The organism is Ensifer sp. ENS06 (genome assembly GCF_014852205.1).
GTDB classification, from domain to species: Bacteria; Pseudomonadota; Alphaproteobacteria; order Rhizobiales; family Rhizobiaceae; genus Ensifer; species Ensifer adhaerens.
Genome location: NZ_JACVBC010000009.1, coordinates 41,113 through 57,598 on the forward strand (window position 1 = coordinate 41,113; position 16,486 = coordinate 57,598).

Sequence of the window (16,486 nt, forward strand, 5' to 3'; positions counted from 1 at the left end):
TTACTTGCGCTCCCGAACCTTTGGCAGGTTGCTTAGCAGAGATGCGCAGGCCTTGGTGATGTGGGTAACCAGCAGTTCCGACGCCAGCGCCACATCCCGCTTCCGGCAGGCCGCAAGGATCTGCCGATGCTCTCGATCGTCCACGCCGGTGCCGCCCGACAGGGTCAATTGAATGCGCAGATAACGTTCGATCCGGTCGTTTACGGAGCGGATCAGGTTCATCAGGAAGGGCTTGTCGGCGTCCTCATACAGGCACGAGTGAAACTGCCAATTCAATTCCGCCCAGCGTGCCACGTCGGTTTCACGCGCGAACTCATCGCAGTATTCTTCGGCTCGCTGAAAAGTACGCTCGGTCATCCGTGGTATCGACAGTTTCAGCGCGTTCGCCTCGAGCATCGCCCGGACTTCGAAGATCTCGGCGATCTCCGGCTCGGTAATGCTGGTTACGACAGCTCCGCGATTTCGGTGAAACTCCACCAGCCCTTCTGCTTCCAGGCGCTTTAACGCTTCCCGAACCGGTATTTTGCTGACGTCAAAGAGCTTGGCTATGTCGTCCTGCCGGATCGGTTCGTCTTCATCCAGGATGCCGGCGACGATCGCTTCGCGGATATGTTTGGCGATAATATCCGACGTGGGCGGCGTGTTGCCAAGCGACGGCAGGTTCAGGGCTTTGAGCGGCAATGTTTACTCCATGATCAGTCGTCGCCGACGCATCAATCACATCGAATAACGTAGGATATATACGATCGCACCATCCATGTCTTGACTTACGATCGTATACGATATTCAATATAATAAAGGCAAGCTGGATTGCGAATGATGAGCGCGCAAAAAATACCTGACCTGATTGGATATGTGACGCCCCTAAGTGCCGCACCAGGGGCGGTGTTGGAGTTCAAGATCTCTTCACAAGGCGGCCGACCAGTCTCCGCGCGCGCTCTTCGCCTGAGATGCTGTGATCCAAATCCGAGGGGGCCCGGCATCAAGGCCGAGGAGACTGACTTTGGGCTCGCCGGCCAATACACGGCTTCGGAGCAGCCGGTTTATCTCGGGTCGTGCGCGTTTGGCACTGTTCCAGCGTTGAGCGATCATGCCGCTGTCAAGGTCGCTCTCAGGGTGATGCCGACCTGGCAAAACGACACGGATCAGACGCTTTTGGCACTGCAGAACGCCGACGGGACGGCTGGCGTGGCGGTCGTCATCCGTGAGACTAAGCTGGTACTTCGGCGCCTGGGCCAGGAACTTTGGCAAGATATAGATGTCGGTCTGGCAATGGGGCGATGGTCCACCCTCGGCGTCGCTTTCGACAAGGATGGTGTCTCGGTCTCCGTGTCGCCGGTTCACGGGGAAACGGATGGAGACATTGAGTCCGCCAGACTTATCGATGTGACGCGAGCGGCGCTCACAGGCGCTGACCATATCTGCATCGCGGCTCTGTGGCGTGGGCACCCCGAGCAAACCTTCAATGGTTCGGTCGAAAATCCTTCGATCAGTGTCTTGCGCGAAGATCTGCGGGGCGGCAGGGACGGTGCGGCCTGGGAGGTTCTTGCCAGCTGGAACTTCGGCGGAGACGCGCGTCAGATCTTTGTGGCGGACGAACAAGCTGCCGGGCGAGGGCTGTCACTCATCAACATGCCGACCCGCGCCATCCGGTCTTCATCCTGGTCCGGTCGAAATATGGATTGGAAGCAGGCTCCGCAGGAATATGCGGCCATAGCCTTTCATTCCGACGATCTCAGTGATTGCGGGTGGGAGACAACGATCCGCGCCAAAGTGCCCGAGCACATGAGTTCGGGGGTTTATGGACTCGAAATCGACAACGGCATCGCCAAGGACACGATCCCGTTCTACGTCACCCCCGGGGCGGGAGCGGAACGACGCAGGATCGTGTTCCTGGCCCCGACTTTCACCTATATGGCCTATGCCAATTTTGCCCGCGGCAACTTTGCCGGCGCGCTTTCGGAGCGCGTGGCCGCGTGGAATGCCTATCCGCATAATCCGGATGAGGTGCGAGCCTATGGCTACTCCACTTACAGCCGGCATCCAGACGGAGCGGGCATAACGCTGTCGTCTCGTCTGCGGCCCATTCTGACAATGCGCCCGCAATACCTGATCTACTTCGATCCGAAGGGATCGGGCATGCGACACTTCCCGGCAGATTCGCATCTGACCGATTGGCTCGAGGAGAAGGGATTCGCGTTCGACGTCATCACGGACGAGGATCTCGATCGGGATGGTGTGGCGGCGCTATCACCCTATGACGTCGTCTTGACGGGAACGCATCCCGAGTACCACACGCGGCGCACCATCGAGGCATTGATCGCCTATCGGGAGAGCGGCGGCAACCTCATGTATCTCGGCGGCAACGGCTTCTACTGGAAGATCGGTCGCAATGACGATCTGCCGCATCTGATTGAGGTCCGGCGGGCCGAGGGCGGCATGCGGGTTTGGGCGAGCGAGCCCGGTGAGTACTATCATCAGCTCGACGGTGAATATGGCGGCCTCTGGCGCCGCAACGGTATTCCTCCGCAGATGGTTGCCGGCGTAGGATTTACGGCCGAAGGCGCGTTCGAAGGCTCATATTATCTTCGCACCTCCGCCTCATACCGCGACGACCTTGCGTTTCTGTTCGAGGGCATCTCGCCTGAGGAGCGCATCGGCGACTTCGGACTGTCGGGTGGAGGGGCTGCCGGCTTCGAGATCGACCAGGCGGCAGCCGATCTCGGCACACCTGATTTTGCAACGGTGGTCGCGGCCTCCGAAGGCCACGGACCATCGTTCCACACCACGTTCGAAGAGCTTCTCCTTCCGGGAGTATTCGATGGGCAGCCACGTGAATATGGCGGAATGAGCGCCAACATCGTCTACGGCCGATCCGAGAAGGGTGGCGGCCTTCTTGCCGTCGGCTCGATCACGTTTTGCGGGAGCCTTTCACACGACAATTACAGCAACAATGTCTCGCGGCTTCTCGAGAACTGCCTGAGGAGTTTTCTCGATGAATGAAACGGATGATCGCCAGGAAATCCGCGTCGGCTTCGAAGATTTGAGGTCGCTCCTGCGGGCAATCTTCGCCAACAATCGAACTTCCGCCGAGACCGCAGACATTCTTGCTGAAAACTGCGCCGGTTGTGAACGAGACGGAGCGCTCAGCCACGGTATCTTCCGAATACCTGGCTATGTGGACTCGCTTAAATCGGGCTGGGTGAACGGGCAGGTCCTTCCCGATGTCGAGCGTCTCGGGCCGTCCTTCATCCGGATCGATGCCAGGAACGGCTTCGCGCAGACAGCGCTCGCCGCGGCCGATCCGCTCATCCGGCGTATTGTTCGCGAGACCGGCATTGGCATCGCCGCCATTCGCAACTCCCATCATTTCAGTGCGCTGTGGCCGGATGTCGAACCTTTCGCTATGCCCGGCTATCTGGCCATAACCGCGGTGAACGGACTTGCAAACGTGGTACCTTACGGTGGCAGGAAAGCCGTCTATGGGACCAATCCCATCGCTTTCGCCTTTCCCGTTGAGGGCTCCCCGCCGTTGGTCGTCGACCAGGCGACCAGCGTGATGGCAAACGGCGAGGTCCGCCTCCATGCGCTCGCCAATACACCCGTGCCAATCGGGACGGGCGTTGACCGCGAGGGGAAAGCCTCGACAGATCCGCATGCGATCCTGGCAGGCGGCGCCTTGAACACTTTCGGCGGCTACAAGGGCTCGTCGATTGCTCTGCTTGTCGAAATCCTCGCGGGCGCGGTTACGGGCGGACAGTTCTCGTTCGAGAACGACTTCACGGGCTTTCCAGGCGCACAGACCCCGAAGGCGGGCCAGCTTCTGATCGTCATCGATCCGAACTGGGGCGGCTCGACGAATTTCGCCCCCCGTCTGGCGTTGCTCTGCAACCAACTGCTCGAAGCTGGCCAGGATCGCCTGCCGGGGGCGCGACGGTTTGCGAACCGAGCAGCAGCCGAGCGCTCCGGCATTCCGATCAAAGCGAATGATCTTCAGCGCCTGCGCACGCTGGCGGGCGGCTGAGATACTCAAAAATGAAGGTGGAAGACGATGCTTGATAAAAACAGACTTGAATTGCGGCGCGAGCTGACGCCGGGACAGGTGGACCAGTTGGTCGATCTCTTTCAACAGGAGTGGTGGACCAAGGGGCGGCAGAAGGCAGACGTCGAACGGCTGATGCGGCATTCGGGGCCGATTTTCGCTTTCGTTGATCCGTTGAACGGTGAACTCGTCGCGTTTGCGCGCGCGATGACGGACGGCGTCTACAAAGCGATGATATTCGACATCATCGTCAAGGACACATGGCGCAACACCGGACTTGGCCGGCTTTTGATGGAGACGGTGATGACTGATCCCCTTTTGTCCGCCGTCAAGCACCGTGAACTCTATTGCCTGGAGGAGATGGTGCCCTTCTATGAGAAATGGGGGTTCACCAGCAATCTGCCGGGCCTCTATTTCATGCGTCAGTCGTCCTGAGCTCTGCCATGAACACTGATCAGACTGTCGTTGATGTCGACTATGCTGTGATTGGCCTTGGGGCGATGGGGGCGTCGACACTCTACTTCCTCGCGCGCTCAGGCGCGAAGGTTGTCGGCATCGACCGACACAGTCCGCCCCATCAGCATGGCGCGAGCCATGGCGGCTATAGAGTGACCAGAGAGGCTGTCGCCGAAGGTCCTGCCTACCTTCACTTCGTCCGCCGCTCGAACGAGCTCTTGCGTGATCTTGAGCGGCAATCTGGCGTCGAGCTGGCCGGCCGTACGGGGACTTTGATAATCGGATCGGACCTTGCCGGGCGTCCCGACAGCTTTCTGCGTGATACGGTCGAGATTGCCAAGGCCAATGATATTGCGCATCAGCTCCTGTCCTCCATCGACTTGAAACGCCTCTACCCACAGCTCGTCGGCGTGACCCATGACGACGTCGGCTACTTCGAACCGAACGCCGGCTTTATCCGGCCGGAGCCACTGTTGAAGCTGCAAATCGCACTGGCCAGGCAAGAGGGCGCTGAAATCCTTGAGAATACCGCCGTCAGCCGGATTTCTCCGGTCGAAGGTGGCGTGGAAGTGGAGGCCGGCGGTCTTCGGCTTCGCGCGCGAAAGGTCGCCGTTGCCGCCGGTCGATGGGCAGATGAGCTTCTCGGTGGGCCGTTAGGCCAACTCTTGTCGGTTTCCCGGCAAAGAACCTTCAGCTTCAAAGCGTCCGACACGGCCGCCTATCGGCCTGGTAAATTTCCGACCTTGATGTGGTTTCGCGAGAGCGTTGGCGGCGAATGCGCCACCGTCTTTCCGCTCGAAGGGGGCGAGGACGCAGTGAAGCTCTTCGTGGCTGATACCGAGGCTATTGGGTCTCGTGGCCTGTCCGCTGACGAATTTCACCGCCGTCACGTCCAGCCGTTTTTTGGCGGCGTTTCCACGAACCTGCACCGCTCGGAGACCTGCTACTACACATCGACCCCAGATCACGGATTCCTGCTCGATTGGCACCCTGAGGTCCCGGGCGTGTTTTTGGTATCGGCGTGTTCGGGCCATGGTTTCAAGCATGCCCTGGGCATCGGTGAGGCCGTAGCAGGGCTGCTCACGGAGCGTCCGATTGCTGACCTGTCTCCGTTCAGTGCGAATCGGTTCCTTTCCGAAAATACCAAATAGACTCGGCCCAGCCGAAAGCGGCTTGACTCATATAAGATATCGTATACGATATCTGAAAATAGAAATGGAACGGCAGTCGCCGTCTGCAAGAGGGAGAAGCATGAAGTACGATCGGTTCCTGACCACTGTCGAGCTGCACACCTGCGGCGAAACTTTCCGCCTGGTCACTCAAGGGCTACCCAAGATTCCGGGTGATACCATCGTCGAGCGCATCACCTGGCTCGAACAGAATGCTGACCACTACCGTCGGGCGGTGCTTCTCGAGCCCCGCGGCCACAAGGATCTTTACGGTGGCTATCTGACCGAGCCGGTCCACCCCGAGGCCGATTTTGGCGTCATCTTCCTCAACAATATGGGCTACAGCCCTCATTGCGGTCATGGCGTCATCGCTCTGGCGACCGCTGCCGTGGAACTGGGCTGGATCGAGCGGAAGGCGCCGGAGACCAAGGTCGGCATCGATGCGCCCTGCGGCTATATCGAAGCCCATGTCGAATGGGATGGCGAACGTGTCGGGGCAGTTCGCTTCGTCAACGTTCCCTCGTTCATCTTTAGTCGCGACGTAACGGTTCACACGCCGACCTTTGGTGAGGTTACGGGCGATGTCGCCTATGGCGGCGCAACCTATTTCTATGTCGATGGCAGAAAGCTCGGCGTGGAAATCCGCGAGCATGATGCGCAGCGCGTCATGCAGCTTGGATACGAGATCAAGGCCGCAGTGAACGCCAAGATGCCTTTCGTGCATCCCGAAATCCCGGAATTCAACAACGTCTATGGCGTCATGGTATACGGCGACCCGCGTCATGAGGGGTCCACGCAGGCAAATTGCTGTGTTTATGCCGACCGCGCCGTCGATCGCTCGCCGACCGGGTCCGGCACTGCCGGCCGGGTCGCGCAGCTCTATCTGCGCGGCGAGATGGGGGCCACAGACACGTTGGTCAATGAATCGATCATCGGCACGATCTTCAAGGGACGCGTGCTATCTGAGGCTAAGGTCGGAGAATTCGACGCAATCATCCCGGAAGTCGAGGGGAGTGCGCATATTTGCGGCTTCGCCAACTGGGTGATCGACGAAGCCGATCCGCTCAAGTTCGGATTTCTGGTGGGCTGACAATGATCAAGCGGTTTGATGCAGCGGCCACGGAATCTTTGCTTCCCTTCGATTTGCTCGTCGGGGAGATGGAGACAACCGTGGCGGAGTATGCAGCGGGAAAGATTGCAAGCCCGGAGCGGTTGGTCATTCCTCTGGCAGACGGAGGCGTCATGCTTTCCATGCCCGCCAGCGCACCGGACATAGCGAGCCACAAGCTGGTCAATGTGTGCCCGACAAACTTTTCTCGAGATCTGCCAACGATCAACGGCGAGGTTGTTGCATACGACGCTGTGACCGGGGTTTCCCTGTTCGCCCTCGATGGTCCGACAGTGACCGGCAGGAGGACGGCGGCGATAACGCTGTTGGCAATAAGTCGGCTTCGGGTAGCGCCACCAAAGCGCATTGCGATCGTCGGTACCGGCAAGCAGGCATCGACACATGCGCAAGCTTTTTCATCCTTCTTTCCCGATGCCGAGCTCGTGGTTGCCGGAATATCGCGGCGGGAGGAGGACCTGTTTTGCGCCAGGCACGTTTCCTGCGCCGTCGAGCCCTTTGCGGATCGAGATTGGTCACGCGCTGACGTTGTTGTTACGCTGACCACGAGCAAAACTCCCGTCTACGCAGAGGCGGCGACCAAGGATCGGCTCGTAGTCGGTGTAGGGGCGTTTACGCCGGACGCTGCCGAAGTCGGCCGCGAAACCGTGTTGGCGAGCACCGCCATCGTCGACGACCCAGCTGGCGCGCACCACGAAGCCGGCGACCTCATTTTGGCCGGCGTCGACTGGTCTCGCGTGATCTCGCTTGGCGATGTTTTGCAGGGCTCGACGGGTGTTGACGGCCCCATCTTCTTCAAGAGTGTGGGCTGTGCGGCATGGGACCTCGCCGCATGTCGTGTGGCTCGGCATTCGATTGGACAGCAATGACCGATCAACATTGACACTAATAGACTATCGTATACGATATCCTGATGCGGTCGTGGTACACTCTTTTGCAGCAGAAAACCCATCGCGAGAATCGTATACGATAGTCGATATGCAATAACAGCTGAAAACAAAGAGAGGAACTGGAAATGAAGAAACTCATCCCGCTCATGGCTTTCGCCGCTGCAGCGATCTGCAGCTCGGCCGCCCATGCAGATCAGCTCGACGACATCATCAGCTCAGGCAAGCTTCGCTGCGCCGTGCAGCTCGATTTCCCTCCGAACGGTTCGCGCGACGCCGATAACAATCCGATCGGCTTCGACGTGGATTATTGCAATGACCTCGGAAAGGCGCTCGGCGTCGAGGTCGAGATCGTCGATACCCCGGAAAATGACCGCATTCCGGCGATCCTGTCGGGTCGGGCGGACGTCGCGGTCGCTGTCGCCTCCGACACGCTGGAGCGTGCAAAGACCGTAGGCTTCTCGATCCCCTACTTCGTGTTCGAGACGATCGTGCTTGCGCGCGAGGATTCCGGCATCAAAGCGCCTGACGACATCAAGGGGCATACGGTCGGCGGTCCTGCCGGCGCATACGAAACGCTGGCCCTTGCCAAGGAAGTCGAGAAGAAGAACGATCCGGCGTCGAAAATGCTGACATTCCAGACCCAGTCGGACACGTTCCTGGCGCTCGGTCAGAAGCGCATTGACGCGACCTACACCACCTCGACGATCGCCGCGGCGATCATCGAATCCGGCAAATATCCAGGCCTCAAGGTTGTCGGCCCTGCGCCGGTCGACGCGGACTTTTGCGCACTGATCGTCAAGCGCCAGGAACAAGGCTGGCTCAACTACGTCAACTTGTTCCTGAACCGCCAGGTGCGCTCGGGCCGCTACGCGGAACTCTACAAGAAGTGGATTGGTGAAGATGTCGGCGCAGCACCCGACCTCACTGTTCCCGGCGTCTACCGCTAATCGGCTCGTCCCATCAGAAATGGCGCCCGATCATGATGGATCGGGCGCCATTCGAGAGCGCGGTACCGTCATGGATCGAAGCTGCAATCGTCAATGAACGCAAGTGGCTGCCGGCGCCCCTGCGGCTTCCCGTGTTCGTAAATTCCTCTTTGTGCGCACCGCCGCAATCGCGGGTGCCTTCAGAGAATGAGGTCGCAAATGGACTATGAATTTCAGTGGAGGCCGGTTCTGCGCTCGCTTCCCGACATGCTGTGGGGCGCTCTGCAGACGATCGAGATCGCGGGCCTTGCCATGGTGCTCGGAACGATTCTCGCTATTTTCCTGGCTCTCGCCAAGCGATCCGGCAAAAACTACCTGTCCCTGCCGGCCGACATGTGGATTGAGACGGCGAGAAACACGCCCGCGCTCTTCCAGATCTATATGCTGTTTTTCGGTCTCGGGTCGCTCGGCCTGCAGGTCGGCTCCTATGCGGCGCTGTTGCTCGGCATCACGTTCAACAATGCCGGCTATCTCGCCGAGACGTTCCGCGGCGGCTTTGCAGCCGTTCCCGAGACGCAAACGCGGGCGGCGCGCTCCCTTGGCATGGGGGCAGTGCAGACCCAGTGGCATATCGTGATCCCGCAGATGCTGCGCGCGGTTTTCCACGCCATGACCAACCAGATGGTGTGGTCCGTCCTGATGAGCTCGCTTGGCGTCATCGTCGGCCTGACCACCGATCTCACGGGCGTCACGCAGGAACTCAACGTCGTGACCTACCGGACCTTCGAGTATTTCTTCGTCGCCGCATGCCTCTACTACCTCATTTCCAAGGCCTTTACGCTGTCGGCGCGCGTCGTGGCCTGGCGCCTGTTCCGTTACTAGGAGGCCACGATGTATTTCGGTGGATCATTTTCGTGGGGCGACTTCCTGTTCTTGCTGTCGGGGGCCGTGACCACGCTTTCAATCACCCTTGTAGCCGTCGTCATAGGCACGGTTCTTGGCGTGCTCTTCGGTCTTGTCCGGGCCAGCGCGCCCGGGTGGATCGGCAATTCGCTCGGCGCCGTTCTCGATGTCTTCCGGTCGGTTCCGCTGCTTATCCAGCTCGTCCTGTTCAATTCGTTCAACAGCATGCTGAAGCTGAACTGGCCGACCTTTACAGTCGGATGCATATGCCTGGGGATCTACGCCTCCGCCTTCTGCACCGAGATCGTCAGAAGCGGTGTCGGCGCTGTCCCACAGACGACGCGCCGGGCGGCGCGGTCTCTCGGCCTCAGCTGGCGACAGGAATTGACGTCGATCACGCTGCCGATCGCCACCCGTGTCGTCTTTCCAAGCTGGATCGGGCTCACGCTCGGCGTGATGAAAGACACGGCGCTCGTGCTCTGGATCGGCATCGTCGAGCTTCTGCGCAGTTCACAGATCGTCACGTCGCGGGTTCAGGAGCCGCTGCTGATCCTCGGCATTACCGGACTGATCTACTTCGTGATGAGCTTTCCAATCGCCAGACTCGGCAATCAACTTGAGAAGAAGTGGGGCACGCAATGATTGCCATTGAGAACGTTCACAAACAATTCGGCTTGTTGCATGTGCTGCAAGGCGTCGATCTGTCGGTGCAAAAGGGCGAAGTCCTGTCGATGATCGGCGGTTCGGGGTCCGGCAAGTCGACCATGCTGATGTGCATCAATGGCCTGGAGGGTATCCAGCAGGGCCGGATCACGGTCGATGGCGTGGAGGTTCACGCCAAGGCGACCGACCTCAACAAGCTTCGCCGCCGCATCGGCATCGTCTTTCAGCAGTGGAACGCCTTTCCGCACCTGACGGTGCTTGAAAACGTGACGCTTGCTCCGAGAAAAGTCCTCGGCAAGTCCAAGGAGGAGGCGGAAGCGATCGCGATCGAGCAGCTCTCGCATGTCGGCTTGAAGGAAAAGATCGGCGTGTTTCCCTCCCGGCTTTCCGGCGGCCAGCAGCAGCGTATGGCGATCGCAAGGGCACTTGCGATGTCGCCGGACTACATGCTGTTCGACGAGGTTACCTCCGCACTTGATCCGCAGCTTGTCGGCGAGGTGCTCGACACGATGCGCATGCTGTCGAAGGAGGGCATGACAATGATTGTTGTCACCCACGAGATGCGCTTTGCGCGCGAAGTATCGGATCGCGTCGCGTTCTTTCGCGAGGGGCGCATTCACGAGATCGGGACGCCAGAGCAGATCTTCGAGAGCCCAGAGAAGGCGGAAACGGCCGCATTCCTGAAGTCGTCGACGTGAAAACCGCTGACAAACCGGACTCTCAAGCAATCGAGGAATGTGAAATTGCGCTCATCCAAAATCGTCCATGTCGTTAGTTGCCATGCCGAGGGAGAAGTCGGTGACGTCATCGTCGGCGGCGTAGCACCGCCGTTGGGGGCGACCATCTGGGATCAGGCGCGCTGGATCGCCGAGGATGAAACCCTTCGCAATTTCGTCCTCAACGAACCGCGCGGCGGCGTCTTCCGCCACGTCAACCTGCTGGTGCCGCCCAAGGACCCGAAGGCGCAGATGGGCTGGATCATCATGGAGCCCGCAGACACGCCGCCCATGTCGGGTTCAAATTCGATGTGCGTCTCAACGGTCCTGCTCGACACCGGTATCGTCCCGATGGAGGAGCCGGTCACGCATCTCACCCTGGAAGCCCCCGGCGGCCTGATCGATGTCGAAGCGGAATGCCGAAACGGCAAGGCCGAGCGCATCCGCGTGCGCAACGTACCCTCGTTTGCCGACAAGCTTGACGTGAAGCTCGAGGTGGAGGGGATCGGAACAGTCACCGTCGACACCGCCTATGGCGGCGACAGCTTCGTCATTGTCGACGCCGCGGCGCTCGGTTTGAACCTCCGCCCCGATCAGGCGCGCGACATTGCGCGGTTGGGCGTGAAAATCACGGAGGCTGCCAACGAGCAGATCGGTTTCAAGCATCCGGCAAACGACTGGAGTGGGATCTCCTTCTGCCAGATGACCGATCCGGTGTTCATCAAGGATGGCGTCCTGCATGGCAAGAACGCTGTTTCAATTCGTCCAGGCAAGATCGACCGTTCGCCTTGCGGCACGGGCTGCTCCGCCCGTATGGCCGTTCTCCATGCTAAGGGGTTGATGAAGGCCGGTGACAGGTTTGTCGGTATCTCGCTTCTCGACAGCGAGTTCCATTGCAGCATCGACGAGACGGTTGAGCTCAACGGTATGCAGGCAATTCGCCCCACCCTTTCGGGCCGCGCCTGGATCGTCGGCACGAAGCAACTGATGGTAGATCCATCCGATCCTTTCCAGGGCGGATACCGCGTCTCCGATACCTGGCCGATGGATAATTGAAGCTACACTCATGCCGATCGTGAAAATCGAACTCTTTCCAGGTCGCAGCGCCGAGAAGAAAGCTGAGCTCGCGAAAGCCATCACCGACACACTTGAACGGGTGGGCGAGATCAAGCCGGAGGCGACGATCGTGTTGTTTGTCGAGATCCCCTCCAGCGAGTGGTTTGTCGCCGGCGCGCCGCTCGAGGATAGCTTAGTCAAAAGCTGAACAGGCTCGAGAGGCCGTCAATCGCCCGAACTTCCAGGTGCACAGCGACGAGAGAGATCTCGTCGCTGCTTCCATATCAGAGCGATCTAGCCCGCGTTTGGATAGCCAGGGCAATGACGTCTGCCGCGAAAAGACCAGGAGAGACAGTTGAATTCATCGATTGAAACCGTCTGGAAAGTGCTCGACGATAGCGCGGATTACGTTATCGATCTGACACAGCGCATGATCCGTGTGCCGTCGGTCAATCCAAAGTTTGTTGTGATAGATGGTCAGAACAATGAATGCGCAGTGCAAGACATTATCCAGGCGGAGCTGTGTCGCGGAGCCGACTTGGGGCATGTCCAGCCATGCGCGGTTGGTCTGTTTTTGGGTTCGCGTCACCGTGAGAGGGAAGCAAGCAGAGGTTACATGTTTACGGTGACGGTCGAACAGGTCTAAGAAATATCAGGCGATGTTGCGCGAAAGGCCGGGCGTCCGCTCGGCCTTTTTGTTTTCGCCCTGCCGCTTTACACAAGCCGCGGCGGTAAAAGTTCACTAGAATCTGTAGCCGACAAAAAATGATGCCGACGGCTGTATCTTTTCTTCTACGATTGGGCTGTCGGCCGCATCGCCCGTTAGAATGCCAAGCCCGGCTTCACCTCGGACCAGCCAATTCTCCGTGAGCAGATGTGTGGCCGACGCCGAAACGTTGACGCGCTTCAACCCAGCTTCCGCCTTGTATTCAGGCAAGCCAGAGGCGGCAGACTGGACGCCGTTAACGCCGAAATACGCCTCCATATGCTTGTCATTTGCGACGATCGCCTCGACCTTGGCTCCAAGAATGAGGTGCTCGGTGACCGGAGCGGAGTATTCCATCCCGAAGGTTCCAATCAGGCCTTCGCTGCCGTCAATCGTTTGGTCCGCGGCAGCATAGATCTCCAATCCGTTCCAAGTGTAGGCTGCCTTAGCACCCACAGTGGCAGCGAAGTCAATATCTCCAAGTCCCTCGAGGCGGTCATGGTCGTCCTCGTCGCGACCTGTTTCGTATCCGACCTTGCCTGATAGTGAAAAGCCGCCGTGTTCGAGTGCCTTCGCGGTGATGCCCGACGGATCAATTTCAAGCCAGGCGCCGTAGGTGAAAAGCACGACAGGGATAGGGGTGATCTTGAAGTCGCCGCCGCCTTCATATTCCGGGTTGTAGCTCGCTCCAACACCGACGGTCAGGCTCCATTTCGGCTTCATTGACTCGGTTGAAAAGCGCTCCTGATCGAATTGCGGCTCAGGAATAGTGTCGGCAGAATTTGCATCCGCGCCGAAGGCAATTGAAGTGGTGCCCATGAAGGCGAGGATCAGGCAGATTGCGCCTGGCGAAAGGCGTTTGTAGATTCGACTGAGAGTATGCATGTGGGCTCCAGTGATGTGACACAAGACGCCGGCATAGGCCCGGGCCGTGTGAGAAACACTCTCGTCCTTTCACGAATTGGGCAGGCGATGGATGTCGTTATGTTGCGCTTTGTTGCGATGCCAATCAGGCGGGCAGAAGGGACCGCTAGCCAACGGTTGCTATACGGCGATCGGAACACGCGCCGCGTTTTACCTTCACGGGCAGATAACCGCCATTTTCGTTCTGTGCCTGGTCATCGTCATCATCGCCGGTTCAACCCTTCGAGGGGTTGGCGCGAGAGGGCGACGGCCTAACGGCTCTAGAAGCCCTGACCAACCGCGTAGCAGCGATAGCTTCGATTTTGGCTTCAGCGACGCCGTCGCAGCGGTGCACGGTTCTCGGGATTGCGAAGCACGGCGAGTTGAAAGTGGAGTTGCGACCCACTTCGTTTTTTGAGCACTTTAAGAATACTTCGCCGGGAGACCCATCTATCCTTGGCGCTATCGATTGGTTTCTTCCGCCTGACAATGGGACGATACCATTCGGTGGATAGCGCACTTTGGCTGATGGAAACGTGTCGTTGCAGCGATTTATGACGAGCATATTGTCGTTTCTGAAGCAGTTGCAGAGCGATATCTGCCCGCCGATTCGCTGAGTTTTTTGGGTGGAATTATGCGCTGGCCACTTAATCGTGTCGTTTGGGCGATTACGCGCCGGTTGTGCAATATCGCGTCAGCGGGAGCTTTCCAGGACGGGTACAGCGTTTCCGATGCCTGGCCAATGGAAATCTAAGGCGAGCCACAATGCCGATTGTTTAGGTGCAACTCTTCCCCGCCGCAATGCCCAAAAGAAGTCCGAGCTCGCGAAGGCTCACTGACGCGCCTGTACGCATGGACGGGATCAAGCAGGAGGCGACGACGGTGTCGTTTGTCGGCAAGCTGCTGGGCGCTCACTCGGACAAGAACTGAAGCGATCGAGCGGTGCCCGGCCACCATCCAAGACTGGGCACCGTTTCCCATAGCGAATTCGATTGTTCCTCCAGTGCCGCGCGGGAACCTATTGGTCCGTCGCTCGACCATGAGCGTACGGATAGGCGTAGCAGTTGTACCAGATGCTCCCCTGACCGAGCAAAACAAGGACTTGCTCGAGAAGCGTCATCCGGTATTCGGTCTTTCGAGCGGGTATAGTCGTAGGCATGTCTGTTATCCTCCCAATGCTGATCCGGTGAGTTTCCGAGCGCCTCCATTCTCCTCGTGCGCCCAGATGCTTCACCTGAGACCCAATCTTAATCATTATCATAGTCGAAAATCACGCGCTGAATGGCGAAGAGAGCTTTCAGGATTCTCGATGAAACAAGGCCGTTGAAATCTTGAATGCTAGCGGTAGCACCGTTCCGCAGACTTCGTCAGAGGTGGGGGCGGTGGCATATTGCAAAGCCCGAAGAGACTGTCGGAGAATCCCATGCTCACACATTTTAAAGACCCATCACTGTTTCGCCAGGCATCGCTCGTCGGTGGCGAGTGGATCGAGGCGGACGCGGCGAACGCGATCGAGGTGAACAACCCGGCGACCGGTGAAATCATCGGCCGGGTGCCGAAGCTCGGCGCCAAGGAAACCAAGGCGGCGATCGAGGCGGCGCGCGTGGCCCAGAAGGGCTGGGCAGCGCGCACGGCCAAGGATCGCGCCGGGATCTTGCGCAAGTGGTTCGAGCTGATGATCGAGAACAAGGAAGATCTCGGCCGCATCCTGACGCTGGAGCAGGGCAAGCCGCTCGCCGAAGCGACAGGCGAAATCGTCTATGGCGCAAGCTTCGTCGAGTGGTTCGCCGAAGAGGCCCGCCGTATCTATGGCGACCTGATCCCTGGCCACCAGCCGGACAAGCGCATCCTTGTGATGAAGCAGCCGATCGGCGTCGTCGCGGCGATCACGCCGTGGAACTTCCCCAATGCGATGATTACCCGCAAGGCCGGCCCGGCATTCGCTGCCGGTTGCGCCATGGTGCTGAAACCTGCAGCCCAGACGCCGTTTTCGGCGATCGCGATTGCCATCCTTGCCGAACGCGCCGGCCTGCCCAAGGGCCTCTTCAGCGTCATCACCGGCTCTGCCCGCGAAATCGGCGCCGAGATGACTTCCAACCCGGTCGTGCGCAAGCTGACCTTTACGGGCTCGACCGAAGTGGGTGCCGAGCTCTACCGCCAGAGTGCCGCTACCATCAAGAAGCTCGGTCTCGAGCTTGGCGGCAATGCGCCGTTCATCGTCTTTGACGATGCCGATCTCGATGCGGCAGTCGAAGGTGCGCTGATCGCCAAGTTCCGCAACAATGGCCAGACCTGTGTGTGCGCCAACCGCATCTATGTGCAGGACAAGGTCTATGACGCCTTTGCCGACAAGCTCGCCAAGGCCGTTGCCAAGCTGAAGATCGGCAACGGCGTTGAAGAGGGCGTCATCCTCGGCCCGCTGATCGACAAGGCGGCGCTGGAGAAGGTGGAAGAGCACGTTGCCGATGCGACGTCGAAGGGCGCGCGCGTCATCCAGGGCGGCAAGCGTCATGCGCTCGGCGGCACCTTCTACGAGGCGACGGTTCTGGCCGATGTCACCCAGGCGATGGCTGTCGCGCGCGAAGAAACGTTTGGCCCGGTGGCTCCGCTCTTCCGCTTCAAGGATGAAGCAGACGTGATCGAGCAGGCAAACGACACCGAATTCGGTCTCGCGTCCTACTTCTACGCCAAGGAGCTTGCTCGGGTGTTCCGGGTGGCCGAAGCGCTGGAATACGGCATGGTCGGCGTCAACACCGGGCTGATCTCGACGGCGGAAGCGCCGTTCGGCGGCGTCAAGCTCTCCGGCCTTGGCCGAGAGGGCTCGCGCTACGGCATCGAGGAGTTCACCGAGATCAAATACGTCTGCCTCGGCGGCGTTGCCTGATAGGGAGACAAAGAATTACCGCGGAGCGCAGGCCCCGCGGTCATCC

The 16,486-nt window shown here is 59.3% G+C and carries 16 protein-coding genes; 14 read left to right on the forward strand and 2 right to left on the reverse strand.

From position 1 onward, the window contains the following. Positions 1–681, reverse strand: a complete 681-nt coding sequence (locus IB279_RS25740; RefSeq protein ID WP_113188159.1) for a GntR family transcriptional regulator — start codon at positions 679–681, stop codon at positions 1–3. Between the two features lie 438 nt (positions 682–1,119). On the opposite strand from IB279_RS25740, the gene IB279_RS25745 reads away from it, so the two are divergent. From IB279_RS25745 to IB279_RS25805, 13 genes are all read left to right on the forward strand, one after another. Next, positions 1,120–3,003 carry a N,N-dimethylformamidase beta subunit family domain-containing protein gene (locus IB279_RS25745; protein ID WP_210338709.1) on the forward strand — a complete coding sequence of 628 codons (1,884 nt, stop codon included), beginning with the start codon at positions 1,120–1,122 and terminating at the stop codon, positions 3,001–3,003. Further along, the gene (locus IB279_RS25750; protein WP_113188155.1) at positions 2,996–4,024 is read left to right on the forward strand and encodes an Ldh family oxidoreductase; all 1,029 of its coding nucleotides are present in this window, start codon (positions 2,996–2,998) and stop codon (positions 4,022–4,024) included. Before IB279_RS25745 ends, IB279_RS25750 begins: the two co-directional genes overlap by 8 nt. Before the next feature lie 27 nt (positions 4,025–4,051). Then, positions 4,052–4,477, forward strand: a complete 426-nt coding sequence (locus IB279_RS25755) for a GNAT family N-acetyltransferase (protein WP_113188154.1) — start codon at positions 4,052–4,054, stop codon at positions 4,475–4,477. Positions 4,478–4,485: 8 nt separating this feature from the next. Next, positions 4,486–5,649 carry an N-methyl-L-tryptophan oxidase gene (gene solA, locus IB279_RS25760; protein WP_162741205.1) on the forward strand — a complete coding sequence of 388 codons (1,164 nt, stop codon included), beginning with the start codon at positions 4,486–4,488 and terminating at the stop codon, positions 5,647–5,649. Positions 5,650–5,749: 100 nt separating this feature from the next. Further along, the gene (gene lhpH / locus IB279_RS25765) at positions 5,750–6,757 is read left to right on the forward strand and encodes a trans-3-hydroxy-L-proline dehydratase (RefSeq protein WP_113188151.1); all 1,008 of its coding nucleotides are present in this window, start codon (positions 5,750–5,752) and stop codon (positions 6,755–6,757) included. A gap of 2 nt (positions 6,758–6,759) precedes the next feature. Then, entirely contained in the window at positions 6,760–7,662 is a 903-nt protein-coding gene (gene lhpI, locus IB279_RS25770) for a bifunctional Delta(1)-pyrroline-2-carboxylate/Delta(1)-piperideine-2-carboxylate reductase (protein WP_113188149.1), read from the forward strand. 146 nt (positions 7,663–7,808) lie between these two features. Continuing rightward, a complete protein-coding gene (locus tag IB279_RS25775) occupies positions 7,809–8,630 on the forward strand; it encodes a transporter substrate-binding domain-containing protein (protein ID WP_113188147.1) in 822 nt (273 codons plus the stop codon). A gap of 198 nt (positions 8,631–8,828) precedes the next feature. After that, positions 8,829–9,491, forward strand: coding sequence for an amino acid ABC transporter permease (locus IB279_RS25780; RefSeq protein ID WP_113188145.1), 663 nt, complete (start codon positions 8,829–8,831; stop codon positions 9,489–9,491). A gap of 9 nt (positions 9,492–9,500) precedes the next feature. Further along, entirely contained in the window at positions 9,501–10,154 is a 654-nt protein-coding gene (locus IB279_RS25785) for an amino acid ABC transporter permease (RefSeq protein WP_113188143.1), read from the forward strand. After that, positions 10,151–10,873, forward strand: a complete 723-nt coding sequence (locus IB279_RS25790; RefSeq protein WP_113188141.1) for an amino acid ABC transporter ATP-binding protein — start codon at positions 10,151–10,153, stop codon at positions 10,871–10,873. Before IB279_RS25785 ends, IB279_RS25790 begins: the two co-directional genes overlap by 4 nt. Positions 10,874–10,918: 45 nt before the next feature. Further along, positions 10,919–11,947, forward strand: a complete 1,029-nt coding sequence (locus IB279_RS25795) for a proline racemase family protein (RefSeq protein ID WP_192339961.1) — start codon at positions 10,919–10,921, stop codon at positions 11,945–11,947. Between the two features lie 10 nt (positions 11,948–11,957). Then, positions 11,958–12,155: a tautomerase family protein gene (locus IB279_RS25800; protein WP_113188138.1), complete on the forward strand. Its 198-nt coding sequence runs from the start codon at positions 11,958–11,960 to the stop codon at positions 12,153–12,155. 147 nt (positions 12,156–12,302) lie between these two features. Continuing rightward, entirely contained in the window at positions 12,303–12,593 is a 291-nt protein-coding gene (locus IB279_RS25805) for a hypothetical protein (RefSeq protein ID WP_162741204.1), read from the forward strand. Between the two features lie 96 nt (positions 12,594–12,689). Here IB279_RS25805 and IB279_RS25810 read toward each other — a convergent pair whose 3' ends face one another. Continuing rightward, positions 12,690–13,538, reverse strand: coding sequence for a MipA/OmpV family protein (locus IB279_RS25810; protein WP_113504519.1), 849 nt, complete (start codon positions 13,536–13,538; stop codon positions 12,690–12,692). Between the two features lie 1,441 nt (positions 13,539–14,979). Here IB279_RS25810 and gabD point away from each other — a divergent pair. Next, the gene (gabD, locus tag IB279_RS25815; protein WP_113188132.1) at positions 14,980–16,440 is read left to right on the forward strand and encodes an NADP-dependent succinate-semialdehyde dehydrogenase; all 1,461 of its coding nucleotides are present in this window, start codon (positions 14,980–14,982) and stop codon (positions 16,438–16,440) included. Positions 16,441–16,486 lie beyond the last annotated feature (46 nt).

Coding starts and splice junctions, on each gene's coding strand:
- IB279_RS25800 (WP_113188138.1), top strand. CDS start 11,958: ATGCCGATCGTGAAAATCGAACTCTTTCCAGGTCGCAGCGCCGAGAAG.
- IB279_RS25750 (WP_113188155.1), top strand. CDS start 2,996: ATGAATGAAACGGATGATCGCCAGGAAATCCGCGTCGGCTTCGAAGAT.
- IB279_RS25775 (WP_113188147.1), top strand. CDS start 7,809: ATGAAGAAACTCATCCCGCTCATGGCTTTCGCCGCTGCAGCGATCTGC.
- IB279_RS25790 (WP_113188141.1), top strand. CDS start 10,151: ATGATTGCCATTGAGAACGTTCACAAACAATTCGGCTTGTTGCATGTG.
- gabD (WP_113188132.1), top strand. CDS start 14,980: ATGCTCACACATTTTAAAGACCCATCACTGTTTCGCCAGGCATCGCTC.
- IB279_RS25755 (WP_113188154.1), top strand. CDS start 4,052: ATGCTTGATAAAAACAGACTTGAATTGCGGCGCGAGCTGACGCCGGGA.
- lhpH (WP_113188151.1), top strand. CDS start 5,750: ATGAAGTACGATCGGTTCCTGACCACTGTCGAGCTGCACACCTGCGGC.
- lhpI (WP_113188149.1), top strand. CDS start 6,760: ATGATCAAGCGGTTTGATGCAGCGGCCACGGAATCTTTGCTTCCCTTC.
- IB279_RS25810 (WP_113504519.1), bottom strand. CDS start 13,538: ATGCATACTCTCAGTCGAATCTACAAACGCCTTTCGCCAGGCGCAATC.
- IB279_RS25745 (WP_210338709.1), top strand. CDS start 1,120: ATGCCGACCTGGCAAAACGACACGGATCAGACGCTTTTGGCACTGCAG.
- IB279_RS25785 (WP_113188143.1), top strand. CDS start 9,501: ATGTATTTCGGTGGATCATTTTCGTGGGGCGACTTCCTGTTCTTGCTG.
- solA (WP_162741205.1), top strand. CDS start 4,486: ATGAACACTGATCAGACTGTCGTTGATGTCGACTATGCTGTGATTGGC.
- IB279_RS25780 (WP_113188145.1), top strand. CDS start 8,829: ATGGACTATGAATTTCAGTGGAGGCCGGTTCTGCGCTCGCTTCCCGAC.